Origin of the sequence: Campylobacter concisus (assembly GCF_003048445.1) — a bacterium.
GTDB classification, from domain to species: Bacteria; Campylobacterota; Campylobacteria; order Campylobacterales; family Campylobacteraceae; genus Campylobacter_A; species Campylobacter_A concisus_BF.
Genome location: NZ_PIQW01000033.1, coordinates 1 through 1,640, shown reverse-complemented (window position 1 = coordinate 1,640; position 1,640 = coordinate 1). Strand labels below are relative to the sequence as shown.

Here is a 1,640-nt window from a genome sequence, read left to right as displayed (position 1 = left end):
CACTATCCAAAAAGAAAATATCCCTAAAGATACCAAAGATGATGAAAAGGCCAAAATAGAAGCTTTATGGTATGGTCCAGTTGGAAAGAGCATAAAAGAGATTATTGACATAGACGAAAATGAAGATAATTGGGTTGCAAAAACGATAAGCAAAATAGATAATATGCTTTCTAAGCGTTACAATACCGAACAAGATCGCAACGCCATGTCGATGAAACAGCCAAAAACTTTAGAAGAAGCAAAAGATCAAGTCCTTATAATGTATTCTGATATATTAAAGGAAAACTCTGTTGATGGCAAGCCAACCATGATGGGCAAACTAATAGGTCTTGGCACAAAAGAAGAGGAGGCTGACCTAAGAGCTTTTATGGATAGCATGTCTTCTCTTTATCCAAATAATAACAAGGAGTCGCTTAGTCTTTTAGATAGAACCGACCTAAGCATAGATGAATTTAAAACATTATTTGCCAAAGCAAGAGAAAAAGCAACAAAGGATGTTGCAGAACAAAGAAAGCAGATAATTAAAGAAGAACAAGAATACAATGCAAATTTTGCTAAAGAGCAGGCTGAGAAGAAATTTAAACCTATGCAGGTTAAGAAGAAGTATGAGACATATGATATAAATAAGGATCAAAAATTTCTCTATGCAAGAGAGCTTTTAAATTTCAAAGAAAAAAGAGGCATAGACGTCTTAGAGCTTATGCAAAAGATAGATAAGAAGCAAATTTTAAATAAGATGGCTTGATGAATAAAAAATAGCTACTTTGTTTTATTGTAGAAAGCAATGATTGCTCTAAATTTAGTCCTTTTATACGGTTTTATCCACTTTTTTATTTGCGACTTTTTCTAAAATTTCAAATATGCTTTCGCCATTATCGAATTCAGTTTTTATAAATTTGTAAAATTCTTTAAATTTCTCATCGGCTTGCATATCATAAGTTTTAAATTTCTTAGTTACTTGCATAGGCTTAAAGGTTTCTTGTTTTTGCGTGTCAGTTTGATTGTTTTGTTCTTCATGATCGCTTTTTTGATCTATTAGTCCATAATCACCAATCTCTTGTGGCATACTCCTATTTATAACCTTAGAATATTTCTCAATAAATTCATCTACACTTATATTAGACGATTCAAGAAGCTTACGACCCTCATTACTAAAAGATACGCCAAATCTTTCTAAAGTTTGACGTATCTTTTGTCCTTCTAGATTATCATCTGATTTTTTGCCCCAAATGGTTTGCTTGTCATCATTGTTGGATTTAAAAGCCCCAGTAAAGTTTGTGCTATTGCCCATCACTTTCTTATAATTAACTCTACTTGCGAATTCTTTTCCTTCAAATAGTGAATTGTTATTTAGATTTGGCGAATAGGTTATATTATTAAGCATTGTTAAGGTCTCGCTTTGTTTAGATATTCCAGCATCTCTTTCATAGGTTTTAATTCTTTTTTATGGTATTAATTTGCATTAGAGCATCTTGCTACCATCTATCCAGCAATGCTGTTTTTATACACTAACACATATTCGGCTAAAGAATATAAATTCAACCTACTTAGGTTTAATGCTTTTATGGGCTAGAGTATAATCAATAACTAAATCGACCTTTTAGCGATTTAGTTTATATATAACTTATCTCTACACAAAA

Annotated in this window: 2 protein-coding genes; one reads left to right on the top strand and one right to left on the bottom strand. The window is 31.6% G+C overall.

Annotation, left to right across the window (positions count from 1 at the left end):
• Nucleotides 1-745: cell surface protein (locus tag CVT14_RS10555; protein ID WP_234403131.1), on the top strand; the 745-nt coding region annotated here is incomplete at its 5' end.
• A 63-nt stretch (nucleotides 746-808) separates the two neighbouring features.
• Here CVT14_RS10555 and CVT14_RS10925 read toward each other — a convergent pair.
• On the bottom strand, nucleotides 809-1,384 hold the full coding sequence (locus tag CVT14_RS10925; protein WP_234403130.1) for a hypothetical protein: 576 nt from the start codon (nucleotides 1,382-1,384) through the stop codon (nucleotides 809-811).
• Nucleotides 1,385-1,640 lie beyond the last annotated feature (256 nt).

What these genes read in the sequence shown, in the direction of transcription:
- CVT14_RS10925 (WP_234403130.1), bottom strand. Translation starts at nt 1,384, where the DNA reads ATGCTTAATAATATAACCTATTCGCCAAATCTAAATAACAATTCACTA.